Source organism: Blastocatellia bacterium (assembly GCA_035573895.1).
GTDB lineage: Bacteria > Acidobacteriota > Blastocatellia > HR10 > HR10 > DATLZR01.
Map to the genome: position 1 here is coordinate 1 of DATLZR010000152.1, position 26,433 is coordinate 26,433.

Here is a 26,433-nt window from a genome sequence, read left to right on the forward strand (position 1 = left end):
TCTCCAGCGCCGACGGAAGAATCCCCGCCGCAATGATGTCGGAGACCGTGTGGCTGGCAGCCTCCACCGTGAGAAAATCGGCAAGCAGCGTCTGCACGGCCTGGGGCACGGGCGTCAGCCGAACGATGATCTTGGTGGCAATGCCGAAAGTTCCTTCCGAGCCGATGAAAACGCCGAGCAGGTTATATCCCGGCGCATCGGTCCCGTTCCCATCGAGCGAAATGACCTCCCCGGTCGGCAGGACGACCTCGAGGCCGAGAATATGACTGGTCGTCATCCCGTATTTCAAACAGTGCGGGCCGCCGGAATTTTCCGCCACGTTGCCGCCAATCGTGCAAGACATCTGGCTCGAGGGATCGGGGGCATAGAACAAGCCCGCGTCGGCCACGGCCCGCGAGAGCATGATGTTAATGACTCCCGGTTCCACGACGGCCAGACGATTCTCGTAATCAATGTGGAGGATGCGATTCATGCGCGCCAGCTCGATGATCGCTCCGCCGGCCGGAGCGACGGCACCGCCGCTCAATCCTGTTCCCGCGCCGCGAGCGACAAAGGGAATTCCGTGACGGGAGAGGATCCTCACGGCACCGGCGACTTCCTCTGTGGTGGTGGGAAAGATGACGGCTTCCGGGCGATGCTTATGAAGACTGAGCGCATCGCACTCATAGACGAGAAGCTGATCGGGATCAGACAGCACGCGTTCCCCGCCAAGCAGCGCTCTCAGTTCACTGATCCATGACGCCACCATCGTGATCTCCGGGAGTGAGGATAGCTCACCTCGAAGCCCCTTGACCAGTTCTCCGCGGGGGCACGGTGGAGAGAAGCTCTCGGAGGCAGGAGCGGAAAAGAATCCCCCCGGTCGCTCGGTTCACACGGATTCGTCCCGGTTCGGTCTCTGAAGGGAAGAAAAACGATCTCTTTACCACCGGGGAGTGGCCAGTGTTTCCTCATCGAAGTACAGCTCTTCCGGGGTGAGAGCTGACGTTCCTTCAATCGTTGGCCGCAAAGGGGCGATGGCCTCGACCCGCAGAAATGACGATCGGTACCAATCGGTATCGGGCAACGATCCGGCGATGTCAAAGAGCGACATCATCCGGTAGCTGGCGTAAAAGGATTGCCAGCGGTTTTCATTTTCCGGATAGGTGCTGAAGTCGCGCAGCACATCGGTGATGACGAGATTCATGCGCAGCAGCAGCGACTCAATATCGCGCCACTTGGTCAGCGACGCTTCCAGCGTGGTCAGACCGAAGTAGCCGGCGCTGTAGCGCCCACGCAGGCTCGACGCCGCCCGTGAGAGAAAAAGCTCGATGCCCGGTCGGGTCTCGACCGGATCGGTGACGAAGGTATCGAAGCGGGCCACCAGGTCGGGAGGCAGAGGTTGTCGGAGGTCGAGACGGCGAAACTCGACGGGGAACTTCTGCTCCCGGCTCGTCTTCTGGATGAATTCCTCCAGCCGCTCATCCACATCCAGGACGACGATGCGGCGGGTCATGCCCGTCACGGCCAGAGCCAGACTGATGAGATCGTCATCGCCCAGCACGAGTACATCACGGTCGGCGACGTCGCCCATTCGGTGCATGAAGACGACGCGAGCCAGAGCATCCTCAGCTCGCATGAATCCCTGATCATAGGCGGCGACGGGCAGCGGGCGTTCCTCTACCAGCGCGCGAAAGCGCTCCAGCCACAGGGACGGGATCGTCACGCCTCGTCCCTGACACCGAGGACAGACCAACTCCTCCTCGGCGACAGATGGCGCCTCGGCGCGTCCTTTCTCCGTGGCGTCGAGTTCGCTCCAGCCACGACCTGATTTTTCGATCAGCCCCTCAGCCCGTAGCTTCTCCAGCTCCTCGAACAGCTCGCGGATCGAATACGGCCAGAGGCTCAGGATGTGCCACAAGCTTTTCCGACCGCTTCGTAAGGCAGTGAGGATGATACTCCCCGGCTTTTCCATGATAGGCCTCGATCAATGATCTTTTTCTCCACCTCGGTCGGAGCCAGTTCGCGGACCAGCGCCTCAAAGGCGTGAAGGGCCTGCTCCGGCGAACCGCAACTGAAAATATCCAGGGCCAGATAGGATTCCTCCGGCCAGGTGTGAACGCTCAGATGCGATTCCGCCAGGAGAACAAAACCGGTGACTCCGACGGGGTGAAATTGGTGGAAGGCCGTGTCGAGGACATTGAAACGGCTCTCGCGGACAACACGGCGAATGATGGGCTCGAGATTTTCTACGAAGCTGAGGGTTTGTTGATCCACACCATAAAGCTCTCCCAGGATATGGATGCTGATGGCCATTGTCCGTGTCCCCCTTATCCTAAGAGTTTCCTGATCACCTCCTTCGCAAAACGTGGAGCACCCCTTTGGCGCTCCCTACTCCTTGCGAGCATCATCGGCGCGATGCCACTTCGTCACGGCACGCTGTGGCCATCACCGATGAGTTCAACAAATTCCCCAATATAGTAGCAGAGGGCGGGGAAATCAAGACCCTCGTTGACCACAGTGAGCCGGAGAACGCGGAGAAACTTTCGCCTTTTGCCGCTGTCACAACCTGGGCGAGAAAAATTCCCGGCATTCGCGCAGGCGGTGGGGATGGGAGATCGCCAGCTATGGCCGGGTAAAACATCTTCCCGGCACAATGAGACATCCTCATTTCAGCGGGCACTTCCTTCTCCGGGAACAAGCTCGTCGGGGAGATGTCGCGGCTCGATAAACGACCGGGTGGTGAAATCACGCCCGGGACGGCTGGAATGTCACGTCACGCTCCCGGCTGAGCCGGCGGTTTGAAGTCGGTTTCTTCGATCTGGACGCCGTAGGCCACTTCGGTGAAGCGGATCTCCTGCACCAATCGTCCATCCTCGTACCGCTCGACGCGAAACGGCACCAGCGTCGTCTGAACGACGCGAAAGTCGTAGTAGGAGTCGCGGAAGCGAACGGGTTTCTCCTGTCCCGGGATGGGGACATCGTACTCGATGTGAAGGATGCGCGAGGTTCGTACGCTGATGAAGAAACGGGTCTCGGCTCCATTGGGCAGAGTCAGAGTGATGACGTCGAGTTCGATCCCGCTCTTTTTCTCCCGTCCCGCGTAGCGGGGCTGTGCCTGATACTCCTGATAGCGCAGTAAGGCTTCGTAGTGATGGACGAGATCGGCCTTGAAGGCCGCCTCGGTGCGGAGGCGAAGGACGATCGGCTGCCCCTCCTCCGTGGCCCACACCCGCGAGCCGTCATAGCCTATGGTCAGGGTTGGCGCTCCGCGAAATTTCAGCTCCATCCACTTCAGGTCTTCGGGATTTTCCAGCCGGTGAAGAAACTTCACCGTCATTTCTCCTTCGCGGGTCGTCCCATCGGCGAGATAGGACCTGACCAGACCCCGCATCTGTCCCTTCTGACGGAGGAAGATGATCGAAGCGAGTCCCCCGTAGGCGGCGATTGTGCGCTGGACGATCTCCAACGCTTTTTTATCCTGAACCTCGAAGGTTTTCTTCTCCGGCTTCGCCTGCCCTTTCTCCTGGACGCGCTGGCCTGTTGAAGGGGAAGCCGTGAGCAGGACAAGGATCAATCCCACACCAAGGGATCGGTGGGGACGGCGCGTGCCGGTTCTCCACATCGGCGAGAACGAGGGCCTCTCCTCCGGCGGTGTCATAGCGCACGCCATCATAATCGTTGTCGTCCGGTTCAGGCAAGCCTCTCAGCGCGGCCGCTTCGGCGGGATCAATCGCGGATTGGTGGGATCGCTCACATCCACCGTGTAGTCGGCGTCGTACAGCTCGCCGGTCCTCGGATGATAGAGCTTGAGCTGAAAGAGGTGCGTCGTCCCCATCACCCGATGAGAAACGGGAAAGACTCCATGCGTGATCTCCCAGCGCCCGATCTTGTAGCGATGGCGCTCCAGGTCCCACACCCACAACCGGAGATGATCGAAATCGGTGCCGGGAACGGGCCGCAGGCGATGCCGATCGAACGTGACATAGTGCGTTGACGGACCGATTTCTTCATCCTCAACCGTGGCCAGTTCATACCAGGCCACGATGCTGTAGTCTCCCTGAAGGTGGATGAGACGCTCGGGCACTTTCAATTCCACCAGCGGCGCGTAAATCCATCCCGTCCGAACGAGAAACGATTCCGGCAAGCGCACCTGATACCAGTAGTCGTATTGTATCGAGGATTCGCTCCTCGTTTCTTTCGCTCGAGCGCGCAGAGGGGGGTCGTAGCGTTTCGGCACGACGGTGGTGCTCATCCGCTCCGTTTTCACCCGCGCCAGAACTTCGACGAGCGTGTTGCTGGGCACGTAAAAGATGATGTTGTCATCCGAGGCGCGTCCGGGCGTGATGCGTAAGGCGACATGACCGGTGACCTGACCCGTGGCCTGAGCGGGGATAGCCCGGCTCTCCGCTTCCAGCGCTTTGGCCTGAAGGTACATCTGTTTGCTGATGACCTCTCGCGCTTCGATCCATCCTTCGACTCCTGACGACGTCCGAATCTTCACCCAGTCCTTGCGCCGTTCGAGAATGGCGACCTCATCGCCTCGCCTGACCTGGGTCAGTTCAACGGCAAGCACCGCCGTTGAATTCCGCACAGCAACGGCCTCGGAGATGATGATCCCGTCATCAATTTTCGCCGGTCGCCCGATCGGCTGGCAGCTGGTAAGAGGGATGGCCAGCAGGAAAGCGCACACCAGATGCGATATCCTCTTCATGTCCCGTCGCGCCCGTTCAACATCCGACGGGATAATCTTAAAGGTTGCGTTTTTCATCGAGCAAGGCGGGAACCGGGGATGTCACTTCCATCGCCCATGCCGCGCGCCCGGAGAGCGCCGGCGAGCTTTTCCCCTGCTCGGTACCCACAGTCTGAACAATAGTTGTTGGTTGTCTTCGCGGAGCGAGTCGGTATAATAGAGGGTATGCCAATGACGGGATCGGTTCGAGTGACGCTTCACGCGGCGACCGATGTCGGGCTGGTGAGGCAAAACAATGAGGATAATTTTCTCGTCCTCGATCTCACCCGCGGCGTGTCCTGGACGGCTGCCGACGGAGCACTTCCGCCGGTCGGGATGTTGCCGCTTGATGTGGGAGAGGAGGGCGTGATTCTGGCTGTGTCCGACGGTATGGGCGGAGCCCTCGCCGGTGAGGTCGCCAGTCAGCTTGCCGTCACGGCCGTCACCCGCTTGATTCAGCACTTTCAGAAATCTCCTTCCTACCGTCAGTTCGCCTTTTCGGAGCGTCTGCGCCTGGCCCTGGAGCAAGCTAACGCGCTCATCTTCGAGCGGAGTCAACAGCGGATTGAGTTCACCGGTATGGGAGCCACCTTCACGGCAGCGGCTTTTCATCAGGGAACGCTTCATCTGGCGCAGGTGGGAGACAGTCGAGCTTATCTGCTTCGGGCGGATCGCATCAAACAGGTGACGAAGGATCAATCGCTGGTCGAACAGTTGGTTGATGCGGGCTATTTGACGCCCGATCAAGCCGAGAGGCACGCTTACCGCAACATCATCCTTCAGGCCCTGGGCGCTCAACCGAACACGGTCATTGTCGTGGAGAAGATTCCTCTTTGCCGCGACGATGTCGTTTTGTTGTGCACCGATGGGCTGTCGAATAAAGTGACGGCTCCGGAGATGGCCGAGATCATTCGGGGAGCGAAGGATGAAGCGACAGCGTGTGCCGAGTTGATTCGCCTGGCCAACGAGCGGGGCGGGGAAGATAACATCACCGTGGTTGTGGCCCGCTTCGCCGGCGAGGGATTGCCGCCGGCCGCCGAGCACGAGGAGCTGACGACCGTGCGGATCGAGCGAGACAACCGGCTTCCCGATACCATTGAGCCGGAGGTGTGGAACGACCCTTCGTTATCGCTTCCCCTTCATCTGCTCACGGAGCAAGACGAGCGAACGCGCGAGCAAAGCGAGGGCGACGATCAGTCCCCGACAGCGGACGATCCGATGCCGGGGATCGAGACGTTTGAGCGGGAAGAGTCGTCGCCTGCCGACAGGAATCACGCCCGGGGTCTGTCGCTGGCCCTGCTGATCATTCTCTTTCTTCTGCTGCTGGGAGCTGTCGCTTCGACGCTCTGGTATCTCAAAGTGAGGGGAGGACCTCGCACCGACCCCTCGGATGAGCCGATGCTGGCTTTCGACGGGCTGGCAACACTCTCCTGAGAGAGGCGTTTGGTCCGGTGAACGGAAGGGACTGTTGTCCGGGGGAGAGGATAACGGAAGAGCACAGGGTTCCCTCGGGCAAAAATCACCACATTCGCGGAGGATGTGATGGAAGCACCGCAGAAGATTCAGGTGAATCTCGATGAGGAGATCAAGCGGAGTTATCTCGACTATGCCATGTCGGTCATCATCGGGCGGGCGTTGCCCGATGTTCGCGATGGGTTCAAACCCGTCCATCGTCGCGTTCTCTGGGCCATGCATGAGCTGGGCAATAGCTGGAACAAACCCCACAAGAAAAGCGCCCGCGTCGTCGGCGAGGTGATCGGCAAGTACCACCCGCACGGGGAAGCCGCCGTCTATGAAACCATCGTACGCATGGTTCAACCCTTCTCGATCCGTTATCCGCTGATTGACGGCCAGGGGAATTTCGGCAGCGTGGATGGGGATGAACCAGCAGCCATGCGGTACACCGAGATCCGGCTGGCCAAGATCGCCGATGAGGTGCTGGCCGATATTGAGAAGAACACGGTGGATTTCCAGCCGAACTACGACGACTCGCTGCAAGAGCCGACGGTGCTTCCCGTCCGCTTCCCCAATCTTCTGGTCAATGGCGGATCGGGCATCGCCGTGGGGATGGCCACGAACATCCCGCCGCACAATCTCAACGAAGTCATTGAAGCGACCATTTATCTGCTGCAAAACCCCGAGGCGACGGTTGAGGATCTCATGCGCTTCATTCCCGGCCCGGATTTCCCCACCGGTGGCTTCATCTACGGGCGCGAGGGGATTCGTCAGGCCTACCTGACGGGGCGCGGCACCATCATCATGCGGGCGCGCGCGGCCATTGATCGCATCGGGCGGGGCACCTCTCAACGCGATGCCATCGTCGTCACCGAGATCCCCTATCAGGTCAACAAAGCCAAGCTCATCGAGAAGATCGCCGAGCTGGTCAATGAGCGACGGCTCGAAGGCATCGCCGACCTCCGCGATGAGTCGAGTCGAGAGGGGATGCGCATCGTCATTGAACTCAAACGCGATGCCGTCCCGCAGGTCATCCTCAGCAAGCTCTACAAGCTGACGCCGATGCAGGAGACCTTCGGCGTCATCAATCTGGCCATCGTCAACGGTCAGCCGAAAGTCCTCAACCTGGTGGAAACGCTCCAGGAATTCATCAACTTCCGCCGGGAGGTCGTTCGTCGCCGGACCGAATACGAACTGGCCAAAGCCGAAGCCCGCGCCCACATCCTGGAGGGATTGAAACGGGCGCTCAATCACATTGATGCCATCGTCACCCTCATTCGCAAGTCCAAGACCGGCGCCCAGGCGCGCGAGGCGCTGATGCTCCGGTTCAAATTCTCCCAGGCGCAAGCGCAGGCCATCCTCGATATGAAGCTGGAACGGCTGACCGGCCTCGAACGAGAGAAACTCGTCGAGGAGTATGAGGAGATCATCAAAAAGATCGCCGAATTGAAAGAGATCCTCGCCAGCGATCGCGTCCTGCGCAACGTCATCATCAGGGAACTTCGCGCCGTCCAGAAAGAGCATGGCGATGCCCGTCGCACCCAGATTGTGGATGAGGAAGCGGAGATTCGCCTCGAAGACCTCATCCCCGACGAGGAAGTCGTCATCACGACCACCCACAGCGGGTTCATCAAGCGAACGCCTCTTCTGACGTTCCGTCAGCAGAGCCGGGGAACGCGCGGGCGCTACGGCATGATCATCCGCGGGGAGGATTTCGTCTCCAAAGTCTTCGTCGCCTCGACTCACAGCTTCGTCATGGTCTTCACCGATAAGGGCAAGGTTTACAACATCAAGGTTCACGAGATCCCCGAGGCCCAAGCGGCCAGTCGCGGTCGGGCCATCACCAATCTGGCCAATATCAGTACCGAGGAGAAAGTCGCCGGCATCGTCGCCGTCCGCGACTTCTCCCCCGACAAATACGTCGTCATGGTCACCCGCAAGGGGATCATCAAGAAGACGCAGCTTTCCGAATTCGATAACCTGCGGGCCAGCGGCCTGATCGCCATGACCGTAGATGACGACGATGAACTCATCTCCGCTGAGCTGACCGACGGCAAGAAGAAGATTTTCATCGCCACCCATCAGGGTATGGCCATCTGCTTCGATGAAAGCGACGTGCGTCCGATGGGACGGCAGGCGCGTGGCGTCCGGGGCATTGACCTGCGCGACGGCGACTACGTCGTGAGCGTCTCGGCCGTCACCGGCGACGAGCAGATGCTCTCGATCACCGAACGCGGCTTCGGCAAACAGACGCCCCTGAGCGAATACCGGATTCAATCCCGTGGCGGTCGCGGCGTCATCAACGTCAAAACCACCGAGCGCAACGGCCGCGTCGTCGCCGTCATGCCGGTCAAAGAGGATGACGAGGTGATGATCATCACCAGTCAGGGAAAACTCCTGCGCATCGAGGCCTCCGAGATTCGTGAGACCGGACGGAGCGCTCAGGGCGTCCGCTTGATCAAACTCGCCGAGGATGATTTCGTCGCCTCCGCCTCGCTCGTGGGCCGAGAGGACGACCAGGCGGACACGGCGCAAAAGGGCTGATGGAACCCTCCGGTCAAAACCGTCCACCCGACGCGTCGTATCCACCGGAGTACCTTCAGGGAATCGCTTTGTTCAATGCGGGCGATTATTTTGAAGCTCACGAGGCGTGGGAATCGTTGTGGCTCTCATCGTCCGGAAGCGAGCGCATCTTCTTCCAGGGACTCATTCAACTGGCCGCCGCCATGCATCATTACAGTCACGGCCACTACGGAGCCGCCCGGCGAATGTACGAGAAGGCCCGCAGCCGGCTCGGTCAGGTCCCCAGCCCTTTTCTCGATCTCGACCTGACGGCGCTCATCGAACAATTCGATGAGGTTTTTTCTTATGATGTCGCCGAACGACAGCGCTCCGGCCTCCGGGCGAACGTGCAGCCTCGTCTCTCCCTCATCCCCTCCCGATCATCGGACTCTCCGCGTTCCTGAAAAAGAGGCCGACGTCTTTCTCCCATCCTTAGCGGGCGCAGGTGAGAGCGCGTCCGCCGTCAATGCTGATGGTGGCTCCGGTGATCCAGCTCGCTCGATCCGACGCGAGAAAAAGTATCAGCTCGGCCACTTCGCGCGGCTGCCCGACACGCCCGAGCGGATGCGTCGTTCGGCTGTGCTCGAGAAAGGCCGCATAGGCTTCCTCGCTCATGCCCCCGGCGCGATGCAGATTGGTGACCACGACGCCGGGATTGACGGCATTGACGCGAATCCCTTTCGGGGCCAGCTCCAGCGCCGCGCACCGCGTCAGGTGATCGAGTCCCGCCTTGCTCACACAATAGGCCAGAACGTTGGGGAACGATCGCATGCCCGTCACCGAAGAGACATTCACAATCGTTCCCCGCGATCGCTCCAGATGGGGAACCGCCAGATGCATGAGGTAGAAGACCGAGCGAAGATTGATCGCCATCATCTCGTCCCAGAGCTGAAGCGATGTCGTCTCAATCGTTCCGCTTTTGAGGATGCCGGCAGCATTAACGAGGACATCGAGTCCTCCCATCAGCTCGACGGCGCGCGCGATGACTTCTTCGCAATCTCGCTCGATAGTCAGATCGGCCACCAGCGGATATGCCCGGGCGCGCGCGTCGGGCAGAGCGTCAATGACATCCTCGAGGGCCTGTCGTCGTCGTCCGACGAGAGCGACCGTCGCTCCTGATTCGAGAAAGAGTTCGGCCGTGGCGCGCCCGATCCCGCTGGAGGCCCCGGTGACGAGCGCTCGTTTGCCGGTCATCTCCTCAGCCATCGTCCTTCCTCCCGTATGCCAGACTCAGGGTGACCGACGCGACGGGGTTTCTGCCGCCGGAACGAAGGGAACTTCCACGCCCTCGCGCTTGTAAACGACGCCGCCTTTCATCACGAAGTCCACTTTCTTGAGGAGGGTGATGTCCGTCAGGGGATTCCCTCGCACGGCCACGATGTCGGCGAACATTCCCGGCTCGATGGCTCCCAGCTCGCGCTCCTGACCGAGGAGCCGAGCGGCTTGAATGGTGGCGCTCTGGATCGCTTGCATCGGCGTCATTCCGGCGGCGACCAGCAGGCGAAATTCATCGGCGTTCTCTCCATGAGGGAAGACGCCGGAATCGGTTCCGAAGGCAATGTTCACCCCGCTTTGAATGGCCAGACGAAGGGCGCGGCGAGCGAAGGGTTCGATCTCCAGGGCCTTTTTGGCCGACCAGGGGGCCAGCCGTCCGCTGCGGGCGCCGGCGGTCACGGCTTCGATGGCCATCGCCGTGGGAACGAGGAACGTGCCGCGTTCTTTCATGAGCCGGACGGCTTCCTCATCGAGCATGGACCCGTGCTCAATCGAGGCGACACCTGCGCGAATGGCGTTCTTGATGCCCACGGTGCCATGAGCGTGAGCCGCTACTTTCACACCGGCATCGGAGGCCGCCTCAACAATGGCGCGCAATTCCTCCGGCGTAAGTTGTGGCGCCCCCACGGAATCACCGGCGGAGAGGACGCCTCCGGTGGCGCAGATTTTGATCACATCGGCTCCATACTTCAATTGGTAGCGAACGGCCTTCCGGGCTTCGTCCGGTCCGTTGACGATTCCCTGTTCCGGACCGGGCTCGGAAAAGAGGTCGGGCCGAAAGCCGTTGGTATCGCAGTGGCCGCCCGTAATCCCGATCCCCGATCCCGAGACAAAAAGGCGCGGACCGGGAACGAGACCGGCGCGAATGGCATCTCGCAGAGCCACATCCGCCCACTCTCGCGCTCCCACATTGCGCACGGTGGTGAATCCGGCCAGCAGGGTTTTCCGCGCGTTCTTGGCTCCCACCAGGGCGCTGTAGCCGGGCCATTGGTGAAGCTCTCGATCCGCGTAGCCGTAGCTCGGATCGAATGTCAGATGCGTGTGCATATCAATGAAGCCCGGCAAAACGGTGTATCCGCTCAAGTCAATAAGGGTGGCTCCGGGAGGCGGCGTCACGTCCGTTCCGACGCGCTCGATGCGCTCTCCTCGAATGAGGATCGTGGCATTTTCAACGACAGCTCCTCTCACTACATCCACGAGCCGCCCGGCTTTGATGGCCACGACCGGCGCCGCGTCCGGTTGCTGGGCGACGACACTCCAGGGCAGACTCACACTCGTGAGAATAAGACACAGGGTCAGGAATCGCATGGCACCCTCCGAAAAATGTCGCGCAGGCCCATCGAGCCTGTGCGGTTCATAGCGCCGACTTCTCCCGCCTTGCATGGTCGCAGACGGGAACGTCCGCGCTCCCTTATAAAGATCGTCTTTCGGCCGATTCATGGGCGGGTGAATTCTACGCTCATCGCTTGTGGTGTCAAGGTGCAGTTTCCGGTCCCCCCGGCTCCTCCACTGACGGGTTTCTCATCGGCTTATTCGCTAGTGACTCCCGTGGCGCTCGGGGACAATTCGGAGGAGCGTGATCTCGGCTGGAGCGTGGAACCGAACCGGGGCCAGCGTCAGACCCAGGCCGTTGGTGACGCTGACCAGCATCGAACCGACGCGGAAAGTACCGGACACAAAAGATGTTTCCCGATTTGAGACGCAGGCGCGGTAGCCGAAATAATTGAAGACGACCTGCCCCCCATGCGTGTGTCCGGCGAGGAAGAGATCGTATCCCTTCTCGGCCACTCGCCGAACGAGGTCCACCGTCGGCTGGTGGGTGAGAAAGAGGGCGAGCGCCCGCTCGTCCCGCCCCGCCATCGCGCGCTCCAGGATGTCGCGCGACGGACGACGACGATAGATATTGGTGACGCCGGTGATGGTGAGCGTCGCCGATCCGATCGGAACGACTCGGGTTTCATCCTCCAGGACGATGATTCCGTGCTCCTCCAGACTCCTCCGGATCCACTGAGGATCGGCCCAATAATCATGATCGCCGATGCAGGCATAGACGCCAAACCGGGATCGAATCTCACCCAGGAGTCGCGCGGCCTCGTCAATGTAGCGCGTTCCGGATGTGACGAGATCACCAGAGAAGACGACGAGGTCCGGCTGAAGCCGGTTGACCTGGCGGACGAATTCTCTCACCCGCGCCGCATCCGTTCGATCATCGCGTTGAAGATCGCTGATGTGAACCAGACGGAGTTCATGGAGCGAGCCGAGGTCTTTCGTGATCGGGACCGTCATTTCTCGAATGCGGAGCGTGTGGGTGTCGAGGAAAGCGCGCAGCGGTATATACACAAGCCCGCCGGCAATCAACGCGAGCGTGAGCGCGGCGAGCCCCTTCTCGCGGCGAGGCGAGCATCGTCCGGTCCTTCGGAGAATGATCTCCCCGCCATGCACGACCAGAAGATAAGGGACGAGCTGCCCGACAAAAAGCACGCCGATCCAGAACGGATAAAGGAGAAGAAGATCGCCCAGCATTCCCCGCGTGAGAATGCCCGGCATTCGTACCGTCGCTCCCAGCAACGAGGACAACACCACGACGAGGGGAAGCAGGTTGATGAAGACGCCGAGGGCGATGATCACGCGAGACCACGTCCGCGAGGAGGTGGGACGCAGAATCCGTACTGCCCGATGCATCCTCCATCCGACATAGGCCGAGGTGAGCAGAAGCGGGAGGCTGATGAGCAAAACCATTCGCGCAGGCCAGGGCATCACTCATTCTCCTTTCGCCCGTCTCCCTTTACGCACGGGGGCGGCACTGTAGGATAGCGAGAAGAGATTCCTCTCGTCCAGACACAACCAAACGGCAAAAATTCTCCGGCGGAGAAGAGGGAATCCGAGGGCCCTCCGCTTCGCTCCGGCCGAGGTTATAGCCCTCCGCCTGGCGGGGTTTGACGCACGGAAATATCTCGCGGCGATACCGCCTGTAACGGCATGGTCCGTATCTGGCGGAATACCAACCGGATTTGAAAAGACGATTCCATTGCTCCTTTGCTCCGGTTGGCAGTAGAATTGAGATCGTCCTGTCACTATCTCTCGAACAATTCTTGCGCCGAAAGACCGTGGCGCGCTTAGCTTGAAGGGAGAAGGGGGGTCGGACAATGAGGCATCATCAGCCGCTGTCGCTTCTTTTCGTCGCGTCCCTTCTCAGCACGGTGTCCACTGTGGCGGGAGGATGGCAGTCGGGGAGAAATCTCCCGACGCGCGCGGTCGAGTCCCTCATCGAGATCCGTCCGGGGACGACTGTGAGAATCGAAAATCCCCTGGGCTCTCTCCGGGTTGACATCTGGTCGGAAAACCGCATCCTGTGGAGTGCCGAGAAGGGGGGAATGGGCCGGGCGAGTGAGTCATCCCAAGTTTCTCTCCGCCGTGATGGAGATCGCGTGACGATTCTCGTTCGGTCGCAGCCGATGTCTCGTCTGGATCTGCTGGTGAAGGTTCCGCAACACGCCCGGCTGGAGCTGAAAACGGAAGCGGGGGCCATTGAACTTTCCGGTGAACCAGAGGCCCTGACCGCTGAGACCACTCATGGAGCGATCACTTTGAAACTGCCGGCTCATTACGGCGCCGATCTCACCCTGATGACGACGATGGGGACGATTCAGTCCGAGCTGCCGGTCGTCGTGTACGGGGCATTTGACGCACATGTCATTCGGGGGCGGCTGGGGCGCGGAGGGGCTCCCGTGAGTGTTCGGACGACGAGCGGGACGATACGTCTCGTGGCTCTTCCTCCGGCGCTCGATCAGCCGTCGGTTATTGCTTCTGCCGATCGCGTCCCCCTCCTGCCGTCGGCCGAGCCCCGCGTGGTCACGGCTCCCGTTCTGGCGAAGCATCCTTCAGAGGGTCGGGGAGAAAGATCCATTGATGAACCTCTCGACCGCCCGGAGGAGGCAGCTCGCGACCGGCGGTCACCGTTGCGGGATGATGGAGCCATCACGCTGGAGGCTCCCCTGGTCAACGTCAATGTGAGCGTGACCGATCCGTCCGGGCGAGCGATCACCGATTTGACGAAAGAAGACTTCACCATCTACGAGGATGGCGTCCCCCAAGCGATCACGCACTTTTCATCGGTCGAAGCGCCGTTTGACCTCGTGCTTCTCCTGGACACCAGCGGGAGCACCGAGAGCAAGATCACGGTCATGAAGCGGGCCGCCCAGCGATTCGTTGATTTGATCGGCCCGGAAGATCGGATGGCCGTCTTCACCTTCACCCGGAGGTTGTGGCTCATCGCTCCCTTCACCCGCCAGCGATTCGTCCTCAAAGAGAGCATCGAGCGGATCAGCGGCGGAGGAGGAACGGCTTTCTACGAGGCATTGTGGCAGACGCTCGATGTGCTGAACCAGCAGTCGAGTCGGCGGCGGGCCATCGTCGTCATGACCGATGGGGTGGATAATTCGATCGGCCAACCCGAATGGTATCCGTCCCGGTACACGTTTGAGGAATTGTTGCGCCGGGTGGAAGAATCCGACGTGATCATTTATCCCATCTATCTCGATACCGAGGAGGAGATGGTCCATCGGAAGCGACGGGAATCCCCACGGAGTTATGCGATTGCCCGAGGGCAACTGGCGCAATTGGCCGAGCACACGGGAGGGACGTTATATCGGGCGGCGACGGTCCATGATCTGGCGGGCATTTATGAACGGGTGGCGAGCGAATTGCGCACGATCTACAGTCTGGCCTATAGTCCCGCAACAGCGGCGCGCGACGGGCGCTGGCACGCGCTTCGGGTCGAGGTCCGTCGTCCCAACGCAAAGATCAAATCGCGGCGGGGTTACTATGCCCGATGACGTTCCCGTTCGTAAAGGTGGGGATTGTAAAACGGAGCGAAGGCGGCGATGAGAGCCAGGGCAAATGTCTCGCTTCGGGTCACGAGATTCCGACTGAGCACGCCCCAGGTCCCTTGCTGACTGCGCACATCGGATTGGCGGGCAATGTGGTCAATGATGTCACCGAGTTCCTCTCCGGTGCTGATTACCGTTTCGGCCAGAGCCTCCGGCACCAGGATGCTCGGTCCGCAGCCGAAGAATCCGCGCTCACCATCGCTCACGTAGGCCCAGCTTCGGAGAAAGGTGAGCGGCTGCCCCTGGACGGCCTGGCGGTGAAAGCCACCCTCCAGTCCCACGTAAAAATCCGCCGATGATCCCTGAGCGGTGAAGAGTTCGATCAGGCGTTCGACGCGCTGTCGTGCACCATGCAGGAGATCATCGTCGGTGAGCGGCATGGCCGGCGCGGCAGTCATCACTGCACGAGGAATGATCTCAAACGAACGCCAGGGAACGATCCCCGCGCGAATCATCCTCTCCAGCGCCTGCTCGACGGCCTCGCGTTTGGCCAGGCGCGTGGAGGCCAGAGCGACGCGAATCTTCTCCGTCATAGGGCAATCAGCGGTGAACCGGTGCCTGGTCCACGCGCTCCAGGGCTTGACTCAACCGATGGCGGAAAAGGGTGCAGAGGTGGTGAATGTCAATCTCCAACGGACCACGGGACATCGCCCGGGCAAATGTCACTTCGCCCAGGGGACGACCGTTTGTCCCCGACAGCGGGACGTGCAATCGCCAGAGGTGAAGCGGATTCTCCTTGCTCGTCGCCGTGTGCGGGTAATCTCCCGGTATGAGCAGGGATGAGGGGAGAGGTTCCTCTCGGACTGCCGCTTGATCTTCTCTGGCGGAAACGGTCGGGACATCCTCTCGCTGCCATGACCACAGGATGGTTCCCGAAGGTGTCGTCACGGTCAGGGCGTCAAACTCCTCGGTTGCCGCGAGCGACGCCAGCGCCCGGAAAAGATCGCTGTGCGTTTCGGCGGATTCCAGCTCAGCAACGGCGCGACGCAAATGCACGTTGTTGGCCATCACGCGATGATGGCGGAAAATTTTGCCCACCGTGTACATCATCTCGTTGAACTCGTGGTAGCCGAGGTGTTGAATTCCGGCGAAGACGCTCACGCCGATGAGAAACAAAGCCAGGCCGGTGAGTTTCCCCTGAGGGTTCAAAAAGAGAAGACTCACCAGCGCCAGTACAGCGCATACGCCGTAGAGGATGATGAGGACCTGGCGACGCGAGAGCCCGCGTTTGAGCATCATGTGGTGGATGTGCTCGAGGTCACCGTGAAAGAGCGGTCTCTTACCGATGCCGCGTCGGGTGATCGCCCACAGCGTGTCCACAATGGGCAGCCCAAAGGAGACGAGCGGAATGGCCACGGCGATGGCCGTCGTGCTCTTCTGCGACCCTTCCACCGACAGGGCTGCCAGAAGAAATCCGAGGAAGAGGCTCCCCGAATCTCCAAGAAAGATCGTCGCCGGAGAGAAGTTGTAGCGCAGGAAACCGAGAATCGCCCCCGCCAGAGCAATGGAGATGACCACGACGACCACCTGGTGATGGAAAAGAGCGGCGATGCACAACGTCATCGTCGCGAACAGGGCAGCTCCCGCCGACAGCCCGTCCAGTCCATCAATCAGGTTGAAGGCGTTGGTGATTCCCACCACCCACAGAACCGTGAGCGGGAGCGACAGGGCGGGGCCGAGGTCCCAGGTCCCTCCCAGCGGATTCCACAGCCGCGTAATCTGAAAGCCGGAGAGGTAGAGCAGAACCGCCGCGGCAATCTGCACCGTGAACTTGATTCGGGCATTCGCTCCGCGAAGATCATCGTAGATGCCCAGCAGCAAAATGAGCGTCGCCGCGGCCATCATCTTAATAACCGTGCCGAGATGCGCTTTGAACTGAGCGGCGACCAGATTGTCCAGCAGCAGCACCACCGCCAGGGTGAGCAGAAGCGAAGCGTAAATCGCCAGTCCGCCCAGTCGCGGGATCGGCCGCGAGTGAATCCGTCGAAGCGCATCGGGATAGTCAAGGACTCCCCAGCCCGTAGCCCACCGCCGGACGAGCGGCGTCAGCATATAGGAGAGCACGGTTGCCAGGATGAAAAGTGCGGCGTATGTCTTCATAGCTCACGCACTGTCTCTGCGCCATCGGGCGGCCACTACGGTATCACCGCCGGAAACATCTGTCAACAGCAGGTCTTCTCGAATGGATCTCCTCGTGATGCGGAGTGCACTCTTGACAACGGCAGCAAACGGCGTAGAGTAACGGCGCAATCCTACGCGGGAGAGGAAACCGCAGATGAGGCCGATGGTCGCGGAGACGCCTGTCTGCCGTGCCAGCGCACGCGCGGGGACGAGCCCGTGCGATTCCGTGCCCACTGCGACCGTTCCCGAGGATCGCCGATGGGTCACCCACGCCATGATGAAAATCTGTTTGCCAGCGGAAGAAAGGTGCCAACTGACGGCTGATCCGTTGGAACCTTTCATCCGTTGGGAGATTGTTTTTCAAGGGAGAAACCATGAAAACTCGCCACAGATGAACACGGAAGGGTGAGACGATCCGTGTGCATCCGTGATGACTTTTCGAAGGAGGATGCGCGATGAAGACACTTTTTCGCAGACTCGGTGCTGTGACGATGGCCATTGTGCTCGCCACGCTTGTGCGGGCGCAATCCGATCCCGTCGAGACGTACAAACGCGAAGCCCTGACGTTGATTGATGGCATGAGGAAACAAACGCAGGTCATGGTGGACATGATTTTCAGCTTTGCCGAACTGGGTTTTCAGGAGTTCGAGACCTCGAACTACGTGACGGGAATTCTGGAGAAAGAGGGATTCCGGGTCGAACGCGGCGTCGCGGGAATCCCCACCGCCTGGGTGGCCACCTGGGGGAGCGGCAAACCCGTCATCGGATTCATCGCCGACATTGACGGCATTCCCGGCAGCTCGCAAAAGCCCGGCGTGGCCTATCATGATCCGCTCATCGAAGGCGGGCCGGGGCACGGCGAAGGCCATAATGCGGGACAGGCCGTGATCGTGACGGCAGCGGCGGCCGTCAAGCGGATCATGGAGAAATACCGTCTGCCGGGAACGCTCAAGCTCTATCCCGGCGTGGCCGAAGAGTTGCTCGGTAGCAAAAACTATTACGTGCGTGCGGGCCTCTTCAAAGATGTGGATATCGTTCTCGGCGCTCACATCAGCGACGGATTCAGCACGTCCTACGGTCAAGCCAACACCGGCCTGGTCTCCACGCAATTCACCTTCCGCGGTCAGACGGCTCACAGTGCCGGCGCTCCCTGGCGCGGTCGGAGTGCGCTGGATGCCGTTGAACTCATGGATATCGCCTGGAACTTTCGCCGGGAACATCTGCGATTGCAACAGCGCTCCCATTACGTGATTGTCGAAGGCGGCGATCAGCCCAATGTCGTTCCCGATCGAGCGACCGTCTGGTATTACTTCCGCGAGACGGATTATCCCCGCATCAAGCAGTTGCACGAACTCGGTCAGAAAATTGCGCGGGCGGCGGCGATGATGACCGACACCGAGGTGAGCGAACGCGTTCTCGCCGCCACCTGGCCCACTCACTTCAACAAGGTCGTCGCCGAAACGCTGCAAAAGAATATCGAGCGAGTGGGAATGCCCGCCTGGAGCGAGGAGGATCAAACGCTGGCGCGGGCGCTTCAAAAAGAGATCGGCGCGGAAGTCACCGGGTTGAGAACTCAGGTGGGGAGGCTGGAACCGCGAGGCGATACGATGGGCGGCGGATCGGACGACATCGGCGAGATCTCCTGGAATGTGCCGACGGTCTACCTGCGCTATCCGGGGAACATTCCCGGCTTGCCCGGTCACAACTGGGCGAATGCCGTCAGCATGGCCACGCCAATTGCCCATAAGGGAGCAACAGCCGGAGCCAAGGCCCTCGCGCTCACGGCGCTCGATTTCCTCACCCAACCGGCGTTGGTGAAGGCGGCCTGGGATTACTTCCACGAGCAAACGAAGGACATCAAGTGGGTCTCGCTCATTCCCGAGGGAACGCCTCCACCCATCCACCTGAACAAGGAGAAAATGGAGAAGTTTCGCCCGCAGTTGCAGAAGCTTCGTTTTGATCCGTCGCGCTACGATACCTACCTGGAGCAATTGGGAATTCGGTATCCCACCGTGCGATCCTCCGGCAACTGATGGGTGCGCTGGCGGCGTGACGCCCTTTTCCACGGTCGGTCTCCCGATTGTGGGGAGCACGGTTTGTCGTCGTGGCCGAGCCCGCAATCGGGAGGCGGCGTGATCTGTGCAGGACACGATCACCTGAAATCGCCTGACGTCGCTCATTCCCCATCGGCGGTGTTCCTTCGTCGTTGGTGATGACATGGGCTTTTGCCGGTCGTTCAGGGCAATGTCCTGGAGAAGAAAGGCTTCCACATCCTCGCGCAAAATTTCAAAAAGTCGTGGGAAAATTTTCCAAAATCTCGGAAGCGATTTCCGAGATTCTGGAAATGGGGCGGAAGGTGGCGAGACCGCCTGCCTCTAACTTCTTGAGGGGCGGAGGCAAACAAAATGACGGTCCGTGGCACGTCGCTTGCGTAAAAAGAAGCGGCTTCGCACGAAGCCACGAGATTCAGCGAGGAGGTGGATTTTATGAAGCGCGTGGCACTAGTGACACTCATCATCGGCCTGGTTTGGGCTCTGGGGGCTGAGTCCCTGAGAGCGCAAACGATTCTGGGTTCTCTTTCGGGTGTGGTGACCGATCCTCGGGGAGATCCGATTCAGGGAGCGACGGTGACGATCAGAAACGAAGAGACAGGACTCACGCGGGTCCTGACGACCAATGAGACGGGCTTTTATCGGGCCGACTCACTCCCCGTGGGTGAAAACTACACCGTCACGGTGGAGCATCCCGGATTCAAGAAGGAGATTCGCACCGGGATTGCCGTGCGAGCGGTTGCGATCACCCGTGTGGACATTCAACTCCAGGTGGGAGAAATCGCCGAAGTGGTTGAAGTCACGGCGACGGCTGCTGAGTTGCTCGAGCGCACCGAAGCGCGAGTGGCAAAATCCATCGAAAGCCGACAGGTTTTCGAGTTGCCGGGACGGAATACGCTGACCGGCCTGGCTCTGCTTGTGCCGGGGACGGTGCCGAACGTTCCGGGCATGCCCGGTTCGGGATTTGCCACCAGTGGCGGGCGGTCGCGCTCGAACAATTTCAACCTGGACGGATCCAACAATAATGATGACTCGCTCTCGATTCCGCGCCAGACCGTTCCTCCCGAAGCGGTCGCTGAATTCCAGATCGTGACCAACAATTTCAATGCCGAGCAGGGCCGCAACTCGGGTGCCGTCATCAACGTCATCACCAAGTCGGGAACCAACGAGTATCATGGAACGGTTCATTGGACCTGGGCGGGCAATGGCCTGAATGCTCTGACGCTTCAGCAAGAGCGCGTCTACCGGGGAGCATTACAGCAAGGTCTGTCCAAGCATCAGGCCTTGCGCTCGGCTAAGAATCCGACGGTGGAAAATCTGGGTGGCTTCACCATTGGCGGTCCGGTGGTGAAGGAGAAGACCTTCTTTTTCGGTTCCTATGACTTTGATCTGTTCCGCAGCACACTCGGATCGGCGGCTCGCAATGCCATCACCCGTGAGGGGTTGGATCTGCTGCGGGCCAATGCTGCCGCCCAGGGCTTCGCGCCGGAGGCGATTGATTTTCTGGCCAACACCTTCCCGGTGGCCAATGATTTTTCCACCCGGTTCAACGTGAACGTCGCGGCGGCCGGTCAACCGGCGCTGCTCATTCCCTTCGCTCGGTTCAATCGCGGAGCCGTCGAGACGCTCAAGTACGAGACGAACTTCCATCGCTTCCTCACGCGACTGGACCACAGGTTCAGCGATAAGGATCAGATCTTCGGCCGCTATCTCTTCGATGACAGCGATGATCCGGGAACACCGGCTTCCTTGCGCGGTCAGGAGATCGGGACGGCGGTGCGAAATCAGAGTCTGACGCTCGTGCACACTCACGTTTTCTCGCCTCGGGCGGTGAACGAGTTCCGCTTCGCCTACAATCGCCGGGCTATTACATTTCCGTTGGGAGAGACGGTGCGCCGCTTCGGAGCCTTCTCCATCGGAGGGGTGGGGGCGGCCTTCAACCTGGGGAACATCAACTTCCCGCAGTTCCGCACCGACAATATCTACCAGTACGCGGATAAGTACACCTACACCGTCGGTCGCCATTCTCTGCGAGCCGGTGTGGACATTCGTCGGGTGCAATTGAACTCGTTCTTCGCTCCGATTGTTGATGGTCAGGTGACTTATCCCAATTTGCGGGCGTTCCTGCGTGATGAAAACGCCACCTTCAATCAATACGCCGGAGAAGCCTACGTTCCCAGCCGGTTGACGGAGGTGGGCGCGTTTCTCCAGGATGATTTCCGTCTGACGACGAACCTGACGCTCAATCTCGGTATCCGCTACGAGTACACCGGCACTCCCTTCAACTTCTTCTCCAATGCGACGCCGGACATTAACAACTGGGGGCCGCGCTTTGGCTTCGCCTGGAATCCCAAGACGGAGGCGACGGGATTCTGGGGGCGATTGACAGGAGGCGACAAGCTGGTGATTCGCGGAGGATACTCGCTCACCTACGACCAGATCTTCCAGAACGTCCTGCTGAATACGTCACGGAACTTCCCGCGCGGCGTCCAGGTCGCTCTGGGTCCGATTTCGGGTCAACGCCTCTTCCTGCGCAGCAACTGGCCGTCGCCGCCGACGCCGGAGGATTTCGTTCGGCTGGGCGGAAATCCCGATCTTCTGCCCTACCGCTACTTCTCGCGGGACAAGCGCGTCAGCCAGCCTTACACGAATCAGTACAGTCTCACCCTCCAGCGGCAATTCCTCAAAGACTATGTGCTGAGCATCGGCTATGTCGGCACGCGGGCGTTGAAGCTCATCCGCGAGTACGAGACCAACATCGGATTCTTCAAAGCGGCGGTGGATCGCAATCCCTCGGTCTATCAGAGCGTCCTGCCGTTTTTGCAACTGACGACGCGCAGCGGACAGGCCGTCTACTTGAGAGACCCGGCGCGCGGTTCCATCCTCGTCGGGGATGGTCATGCGCAGTCCTGGTATAACTCGCTCCAGGTCTCCGTTGACAAGCGGCTGAGCCATGGCCTGCAATTCGGCGCGGCCTACACCTATTCCAGCTATATCAGCACGAGCGATGACATCCTGGGAGCCTGGCTGGCTCAGACCTTGCCCGCCAACCCCATTGATGCCCGACTCGATCGGGGTCGCTCCATCTACGACCGACCGCATCGCTTGGTCATCAATTACGTCTGGGACATCCCCGGCTATAAGGGGGAGAACGGCGTGCTGCGTCAGACGCTGGCGGGATGGAGGCTGTCGGGAATCACCACCTTCCAATCGGGGACGCCTTACTCCGTTTTCAATAACAACAATGCTCTGGGAATTCTGCCGGGTCAGATCACGACGATTGCCTTCTCGCAGCGCGTCTCGATCAATCCGGCGGGAGATCGCTCGCTGGTCACCGGTCTGGGTCCCGATGGACGTCCGCTCAATCCCGCTGCCTTCTGGATCGTCCCCGGCACTAACTCCGGCATCGTGGGGAATTCCGGCCGCAATCGCTTCCGCACCGAGGGCGTGAATAACTTCGATATGGCTCTGGTCAAAGAGATTCGCATTACCGAGAGCCATTCTCTCCATCTGCGGTGGGAAGTGTTCAACGTCTTCAACCATCGCCAGTATATCTATCCGCCGCCCAACTTCCTCTCGGAGACCACGCTGGTCGGCCCGACACAGCCTGATTTGAATCTCGGCTGGTCACATCTCGGATTGACGGGAGCTACGCCCGGCGGACGGAGCATGATCTTCACGCTGCGGTACACCTTCTAATAGCATGGCCCGATGCTCCTTCCGAGAGCATCGGGCCCTTTTTTCCTCCAAGGTCGGTGGGACTCCCGCTCTACCATCAGGAGGGCTCCTCCAAAACGATGGTGATACGCATCATCTGACAGGCTGCGCCGTCAAGCTGAGCCTTCGCCATTGTGCCGGAACTCTCCTTCCCGCCCGCTTATGTGATGTCCGTTGGTGCTGGAAAAAGAGAACCCACCGTGTTACGACAAGGTGGGTTCTCTCTGAAAGGAGGTTACTGTGCGAGCTTTTGCATCTGTTCGCGTGTGAGGGGCTTGGCAAAGAGCATCTGTCTTTTGTCAGTGCCCGATTTCAGGAAGGCCCATTTTGTCGGGTCAGTTGATGGCGATTGGGGATCGCCTGTATAAGTTACGAAATCAAACTTCAGCGCCTGCTGCCAATCGGGCGGCACGGGAATAACGCCGCTTGGACCGATGAGCTTCTTTTGCTGCTCATCCCAACGGGTTATTGTGATTTTTCCCGTTTGGGCATATTCGGTGACCGCCTGATTCACATGACATTCAGCGCATGATCGTCCCTTGGCCACGATGGCATGGGCGCGATACGGGGCAATGGCCAGGAAGGACTTTCCCTGGTAGGTAAGTCCCATGATCGTGGCCGGATAAACCTTCCCTGAACCCTCGCGCCGAACAAGAAGCATAAAGCCTTGCAGGACGCCGTAAGGACGATTAACGCCTCCGGCGACCTGACTTTCAAAATGACAATTGAAGCAAGAGAGGACGGATTGCGTGTGGCAAGCCGTGCAATCAACCGTTGCCTGGTGAATGTCATGGCTGGTATTGGAGGGGACGGTCCGATGGCACCTATCACAGGAGACATCCATCGCACCCGGCTCCAGCCAGGAGAGGTACACCTGCCCATCGCCGTGCATCTCGCGTTTGGTATGACAGCTCCGACAGGTGAAACCCAGGTCCCGATGGACATCGGGAAAGCGCAGGGTGGCAATTTCTAACGCCTGTCGGCGATGACACTTCAGGCATGTCTCTTGGGCTACCGCATCACCAACACGGACATGGCAATCCGAGCAGTCGGGTTTGTAGGTCGCACTGTCAATAGGGCTCCCATCAGCGCGAGTTCCCGGATGGCACCTCAGGCAGGCCAGTTGATCAATGGGGATATTGGTCAAGGCTTCGAATCCCTCGTTGTGTTTGCTATACCACGTGTGCTTCCCCCGGCGGGTGGCGTGTAAGCTGGTTGGGAACGCGTCGTTGATGGTGGGTTCTTGAGCTGCACTGACAACAGGTTCCTGAAGAAGCAGGTGCGTCAGCCCACTTCTCCCCCATCTGCTCCCCGACCCCACCAGGAGGAGAAAGCTGGCCACTGCAAGCGGGACCATGCGTCTGACCTGTTTGCTCATATCCGAACCTCCTCAGTCAAAGGATCAGTTGGGTGAGTTCATCAATTTGCCCGCAAACTCTATGCCATCGAAAAGAGAGTCGCATAACGTTGAACATGGGCGAAGGGGATCAAATGCTTACGGGCAAGCATGTTGAACTCCTCAACACTCGCAGGGCGCAACCGCCTGTGTTTTATCGCCTCATGATGTGGGGATTTTGCCCCCACTTCTCTTGCCCTGACATATGACAGGGACTGGCATAGCAGGTGTTCATCCGGCGGACGCGGTATATCGCGGCGGCGTTCCATTGACGAGCGTGATCTCGCACGCGGGACAGATGCGTCGGATCTCCGCGAGAACATCAGGGGATGGTTTCACTTTGACAAAGGGATTGGGTTTGACGGTAGCCCAGAGAGCACGTTCGCACTCGACTTCAAAAATCACGTCAGCCGAGCCGCGATGCCGATCGAGGACGCCATAGAGAGCGTCCACCTGTGCCGGTGTCGCACCACCCGCGGGAAAGCGAATGATCACGGCTTTTGTCTGACGCTCAGCCAGTGATTGGAGCGTCATAATTTCTTCGGCGAAAAGGGCTGCCGTTCCCTCCTCGACCTCCAGCTTGCCTCTTACGACGACCAGGGCGTCATCTCGCAGCAGGCCGTTGGCGCGCGCGTAAACGTCAGGCCAGGCGACGACTTTGAGATGACCGTACTGGTCTTCGAGCACGAAGACGGCGAAGCGATCGCCCTTCTTGGTCGTTTTCACCGCCAGGTTGGTGACGATCCCGGCGATGGTGATCACGCGAGAGGAGGGTACGATGGGCCGTGAGGAGGGCGGCAGCGGAGAGTCCGGCACATCGCCGTTGAGATCGGCTCCGGCCTCCGGGGGCTCCTCTTTGGTCTCACGGAGCATCAGGAGAATCTCCGTCGTCGCGTCGGTGTAGGCCGCGATTTCGCGGGCGTAGCGATCCAGCGGATGGCGGGTGACGTAGAAACCGAGCGTTTCCTTCTCTCCCAGGAGTTGCTCTTCCACCGATTCGTCGGCGACATCGGGAACCGGAGGTTCGATGGCGGTGGTGGTCGCCTCACCCATCGTGCCGAACAGACCGAATTGTCCGACGGCGCGTTCGCGCTCGCGTCGGGCGCCGAAGTCAATCGCCTGATCCACGACGGCCAGCAACTGCTTTCGTTTGTATCCGAGCGAATCAAACGCGCCGGCCTTAATGAGACTCTCCAGCACGCGCTTATTGAGCACCCGTTGATCCACGCGGGCGGCAAAATCGAAGATCGAACGGAACGGGCCGCCGGCATCGCGAGCGGCCAGGATGGCCTGGACCGTCGGCAAGCCCAGGCCTTTAATGGCGGCTAATCCGAAACGAATTTTCCTCCCCTGAGGAGTGAATCCTTCGCGGCTGCTGTTGACGTCGGGAGGAAGAATCTCGATCCCCTGCGCCCGCGCCTGATTGATGTATTTCACCACCTTGTCGGTGTTGTTGAGTTCGTTGGAGAGGACGGCGGCATAAAAGAAAGTGGGATAGTGAGCCTTCAAATAAGCCGTTTGATAGGCCAGATGGGCGTAAGCCACCGAGTGCGACCGATTGAAGGCATAATCGGCAAATCCCTCCAGTTGCTGCCAGAGCTTTTCCAGTTTGGCGCGATCATGTCCGCGCTCCACTCCTCGCTGAAGGAAGGCCTCTCGATGCTTGTCGAGTTCCTCGCGCTTTTTCTTTCCCATCGCCCGTCGAATGAGGTCGGCATCGCTCGGCGAATATCCGGCCAGCTTTTGAAACAGCGCCATGACCTGTTCCTGGTACAGAGGAATGCCGTAGGTGGTCTCCAGGACTTCGCGGACTTCGGGGAAATCGTAGGTGACGCGGCGCCGTCCCTGTCGTCGTTCGATATAATCGGCCACCATGCCGCTATCAATCGGTCCGGGGCGATAGAGCGCATTGAGGGCTACCAGATCCTCCAGCTTCTCGGGTTTGAGACGGCGGCAGAGGTCGCGCATCCCTTCGCTCTCAAATTGAAAGATCGCGTCGGTCTCCCCGTTGGCGAAGAGGGCGAAGGTCGCCGGATCATCGAGCGGAATTTTGGTCATGTCGAGCGTCTCGCCCGTCTGGGCCTGGATCATCTTCAGGCAGTCATCAATGATCGTCAGCGTCGTCAGGGCGAGAAAATCCATCTTCAACATTCCCGTCTTCTCCAGATCCGCCAGGGCGAACTGGGTGGTGATTTCGCCTTTGGGCGTCTTGTAGACGGGAATGAGGTCGTGAAGCGGTTGTGGGGAGATGACGATCCC

General features: G+C 59.9%; 20 protein-coding genes. 7 read left to right on the plus strand and 13 right to left on the minus strand.

Annotated elements, in window-relative coordinates; all coding sequences use genetic code 11:
- From VNM72_13050 to speD, 3 genes are all read right to left on the minus strand, one after another.
- Positions 1-748: FAD-binding protein (locus tag VNM72_13050; GenBank protein HXF06324.1), on the minus strand; the 748-nt coding region annotated here is incomplete at its 3' end.
- A gap of 171 nt (positions 749-919) precedes the next feature.
- Complete coding sequence (locus VNM72_13055; protein ID HXF06325.1) at positions 920-1,951, minus strand: bis-aminopropyl spermidine synthase family protein; 1,032 nt, start codon at positions 1,949-1,951, stop codon at positions 920-922.
- Positions 1,882-2,292: an adenosylmethionine decarboxylase gene (gene speD / locus VNM72_13060; GenBank protein HXF06326.1), complete on the minus strand. Its 411-nt coding sequence runs from the start codon at positions 2,290-2,292 to the stop codon at positions 1,882-1,884. The genes VNM72_13055 and speD overlap by 70 nt, the downstream gene beginning before the upstream one ends.
- A gap of 125 nt (positions 2,293-2,417) precedes the next feature.
- Here speD and VNM72_13065 point away from each other — a divergent pair, with 125 nt between their 5' ends.
- Positions 2,418-2,615, plus strand: coding sequence for a hypothetical protein (locus VNM72_13065; GenBank protein HXF06327.1), 198 nt, complete (start codon positions 2,418-2,420; stop codon positions 2,613-2,615).
- 137 nt (positions 2,616-2,752) lie between these two features.
- Here VNM72_13065 and VNM72_13070 read toward each other — a convergent pair whose 3' ends face one another.
- Together VNM72_13070 and VNM72_13075 are read right to left on the minus strand one after the other, a co-directional pair.
- Positions 2,753-3,601 (minus strand): hypothetical protein, encoded by an 849-nt coding sequence (locus tag VNM72_13070; GenBank protein HXF06328.1) that lies wholly within the window; start codon positions 3,599-3,601, stop codon positions 2,753-2,755.
- An 81-nt stretch (positions 3,602-3,682) separates the two neighbouring features.
- The gene (locus VNM72_13075) at positions 3,683-4,690 is read right to left on the minus strand and encodes an SH3 domain-containing protein (protein ID HXF06329.1); all 1,008 of its coding nucleotides are present in this window, start codon (positions 4,688-4,690) and stop codon (positions 3,683-3,685) included.
- 204 nt (positions 4,691-4,894) lie between these two features.
- On the opposite strand from VNM72_13075, the gene VNM72_13080 reads away from it, so the two are divergent.
- The 3 genes from VNM72_13080 (at position 4,895) to VNM72_13090 (ending at position 9,129) form a co-directional block, all read left to right on the plus strand.
- Entirely contained in the window at positions 4,895-6,142 is a 1,248-nt protein-coding gene (locus VNM72_13080; GenBank protein HXF06330.1) for a PP2C family serine/threonine-protein phosphatase, read from the plus strand.
- A gap of 108 nt (positions 6,143-6,250) precedes the next feature.
- Entirely contained in the window at positions 6,251-8,707 is a 2,457-nt protein-coding gene (gene gyrA, locus VNM72_13085) for a DNA gyrase subunit A (GenBank protein HXF06331.1), read from the plus strand.
- Positions 8,707-9,129, plus strand: a complete 423-nt coding sequence (locus VNM72_13090; GenBank protein ID HXF06332.1) for a DUF309 domain-containing protein — start codon at positions 8,707-8,709, stop codon at positions 9,127-9,129. Before gyrA ends, VNM72_13090 begins: the two co-directional genes overlap by 1 nt.
- A 28-nt stretch (positions 9,130-9,157) precedes the next feature.
- Here VNM72_13090 and VNM72_13095 read toward each other — a convergent pair whose 3' ends face one another.
- The 3 genes from VNM72_13095 to VNM72_13105 form a co-directional block, all read right to left on the minus strand.
- Positions 9,158-9,931 carry a glucose 1-dehydrogenase gene (locus tag VNM72_13095; protein ID HXF06333.1) on the minus strand — a complete coding sequence of 258 codons (774 nt, stop codon included), beginning with the start codon at positions 9,929-9,931 and terminating at the stop codon, positions 9,158-9,160.
- 24 nt (positions 9,932-9,955) lie between these two features.
- On the minus strand, positions 9,956-11,308 hold the full coding sequence (locus tag VNM72_13100; GenBank protein HXF06334.1) for an amidohydrolase family protein: 1,353 nt from the start codon (positions 11,306-11,308) through the stop codon (positions 9,956-9,958).
- A 228-nt stretch (positions 11,309-11,536) separates the two neighbouring features.
- A complete protein-coding gene (locus VNM72_13105; protein HXF06335.1) occupies positions 11,537-12,757 on the minus strand; it encodes a metallophosphoesterase in 1,221 nt (406 codons plus the stop codon).
- Between the two features lie 389 nt (positions 12,758-13,146).
- Between VNM72_13105 and VNM72_13110 the strand changes: the two genes are divergently transcribed.
- Positions 13,147-14,835: a VWA domain-containing protein gene (locus VNM72_13110; GenBank protein HXF06336.1), complete on the plus strand. Its 1,689-nt coding sequence runs from the start codon at positions 13,147-13,149 to the stop codon at positions 14,833-14,835.
- Here the strand turns inward: VNM72_13110 and VNM72_13115 are convergent.
- Genes VNM72_13115 through VNM72_13125 form a run of 3 tightly spaced genes read right to left on the minus strand, consistent with a single transcriptional unit; the run spans position 14,823 to position 17,352 of the window.
- Positions 14,823-15,422 carry an inosine/xanthosine triphosphatase gene (locus VNM72_13115; protein HXF06337.1) on the minus strand — a complete coding sequence of 200 codons (600 nt, stop codon included), beginning with the start codon at positions 15,420-15,422 and terminating at the stop codon, positions 14,823-14,825. The two genes, VNM72_13110 and VNM72_13115, sit on opposite strands and share 13 nt — an antisense overlap.
- Before the next feature lie 7 nt (positions 15,423-15,429).
- Complete coding sequence (locus VNM72_13120; protein HXF06338.1) at positions 15,430-16,989, minus strand: MraY family glycosyltransferase; 1,560 nt, start codon at positions 16,987-16,989, stop codon at positions 15,430-15,432.
- 3 nt (positions 16,990-16,992) lie between these two features.
- Entirely contained in the window at positions 16,993-17,352 is a 360-nt protein-coding gene (locus VNM72_13125) for a hypothetical protein (GenBank protein ID HXF06339.1), read from the minus strand.
- Positions 17,353-17,465: 113 nt separating this feature from the next.
- Between VNM72_13125 and VNM72_13130 the strand changes: the two genes are divergently transcribed.
- Positions 17,466-19,043, plus strand: a complete 1,578-nt coding sequence (locus tag VNM72_13130) for an amidohydrolase (GenBank protein HXF06340.1) — start codon at positions 17,466-17,468, stop codon at positions 19,041-19,043.
- A 453-nt stretch (positions 19,044-19,496) separates the two neighbouring features.
- Positions 19,497-22,760, plus strand: a complete 3,264-nt coding sequence (locus VNM72_13135; protein HXF06341.1) for a carboxypeptidase regulatory-like domain-containing protein — start codon at positions 19,497-19,499, stop codon at positions 22,758-22,760.
- 253 nt (positions 22,761-23,013) lie between these two features.
- Here VNM72_13135 and VNM72_13140 read toward each other — a convergent pair whose 3' ends face one another.
- Together VNM72_13140 and dnaE are read right to left on the minus strand one after the other, a co-directional pair.
- Complete coding sequence (locus tag VNM72_13140) at positions 23,014-24,156, minus strand: hypothetical protein (protein HXF06342.1); 1,143 nt, start codon at positions 24,154-24,156, stop codon at positions 23,014-23,016.
- A 249-nt stretch (positions 24,157-24,405) separates the two neighbouring features.
- The coding region (gene dnaE / locus VNM72_13145) for a DNA polymerase III subunit alpha (GenBank protein HXF06343.1) at positions 24,406-26,433 on the minus strand (2,028 nt) is incomplete at its 5' end.

Excerpts from the sequence above, each read along its gene's own strand:
- speD (HXF06326.1), bottom strand. The coding sequence starts at position 2,292 with ATGGCCATCAGCATCCATATCCTGGGAGAGCTTTATGGTGTGGATCAA.
- VNM72_13095 (HXF06333.1), bottom strand. The coding sequence starts at position 9,931 with ATGGCTGAGGAGATGACCGGCAAACGAGCGCTCGTCACCGGGGCCTCC.
- gyrA (HXF06331.1), top strand. The coding sequence starts at position 6,251 with ATGGAAGCACCGCAGAAGATTCAGGTGAATCTCGATGAGGAGATCAAG.
- VNM72_13110 (HXF06336.1), top strand. The coding sequence starts at position 13,147 with ATGAGGCATCATCAGCCGCTGTCGCTTCTTTTCGTCGCGTCCCTTCTC.
- VNM72_13105 (HXF06335.1), bottom strand. The coding sequence starts at position 12,757 with ATGCCCTGGCCTGCGCGAATGGTTTTGCTCATCAGCCTCCCGCTTCTG.
- VNM72_13115 (HXF06337.1), bottom strand. The coding sequence starts at position 15,422 with ATGACGGAGAAGATTCGCGTCGCTCTGGCCTCCACGCGCCTGGCCAAA.
- VNM72_13120 (HXF06338.1), bottom strand. The coding sequence starts at position 16,989 with ATGAAGACATACGCCGCACTTTTCATCCTGGCAACCGTGCTCTCCTAT.
- VNM72_13130 (HXF06340.1), top strand. The coding sequence starts at position 17,466 with ATGAAGACACTTTTTCGCAGACTCGGTGCTGTGACGATGGCCATTGTG.
- VNM72_13075 (HXF06329.1), bottom strand. The coding sequence starts at position 4,690 with ATGAAGAGGATATCGCATCTGGTGTGCGCTTTCCTGCTGGCCATCCCT.
- VNM72_13090 (HXF06332.1), top strand. The coding sequence starts at position 8,707 with ATGGAACCCTCCGGTCAAAACCGTCCACCCGACGCGTCGTATCCACCG.
- VNM72_13055 (HXF06325.1), bottom strand. The coding sequence starts at position 1,951 with ATGGAAAAGCCGGGGAGTATCATCCTCACTGCCTTACGAAGCGGTCGG.
- VNM72_13140 (HXF06342.1), bottom strand. The coding sequence starts at position 24,156 with ATGAGCAAACAGGTCAGACGCATGGTCCCGCTTGCAGTGGCCAGCTTT.
- VNM72_13070 (HXF06328.1), bottom strand. The coding sequence starts at position 3,601 with ATGTGGAGAACCGGCACGCGCCGTCCCCACCGATCCCTTGGTGTGGGA.
- VNM72_13080 (HXF06330.1), top strand. The coding sequence starts at position 4,895 with ATGCCAATGACGGGATCGGTTCGAGTGACGCTTCACGCGGCGACCGAT.
- VNM72_13125 (HXF06339.1), bottom strand. The coding sequence starts at position 17,352 with ATGAAAGGTTCCAACGGATCAGCCGTCAGTTGGCACCTTTCTTCCGCT.
- VNM72_13135 (HXF06341.1), top strand. The coding sequence starts at position 19,497 with ATGAAGCGCGTGGCACTAGTGACACTCATCATCGGCCTGGTTTGGGCT.
- VNM72_13100 (HXF06334.1), bottom strand. The coding sequence starts at position 11,308 with ATGCGATTCCTGACCCTGTGTCTTATTCTCACGAGTGTGAGTCTGCCC.